The 403-nt window shown below is 57.8% G+C and carries 1 pseudogene; it reads right to left on the minus strand.

From position 1 onward, the window contains the following. Window positions 1–359 (minus strand): annotated as a pseudogene (locus tag HMPREF2690_RS01390) (hypothetical protein); the annotation flags it as partial. Between the last annotated feature and the right edge of the window lie 44 nt (window positions 360–403).

The following is a 403-nucleotide window of genomic DNA, read 5'->3' on the forward strand; positions in this document are numbered from 1 at the left end:
CGCACTTGCTTTTCAGGCGCGGGTTTCTTCGCGTCAATAACCTGATCGGCATAGCGCGACAGCGCATCGAAGCGGCCCTGAAACTTCAGCAGGGTAAAACGCAACCGCCAACGCTTCGCGGCGTCGTCGACAATGGCGAGTTTGCGTTCAATCAAACACAACTGATCCAAGGGTGTGTCTGCTGCCATGTGGCGTGCGTCGGATTGTTTCCGCGTGAATTTCGTCGCTCCGTAGTAGACGTCGTGCACGCGTGACCATTCTCGGATGCGCGACGGGTTCAGCCCGGCAGCAAGAGCTGTGTCGCGGTCGAAGTCGGCGATGTCCGAAAGCCGGAAGCCGAGAAGGTCTACAAATGCCATGGCATAAACGCTACGAAGCGAGAAACCACCGCACAAGACCCACC

Origin of the sequence: Corynebacterium sp. HMSC034E11 (genome assembly GCF_001835905.1) — a bacterium.
GTDB classification, from domain to species: domain Bacteria; phylum Actinomycetota; class Actinomycetes; order Mycobacteriales; family Mycobacteriaceae; genus Corynebacterium; species Corynebacterium coyleae.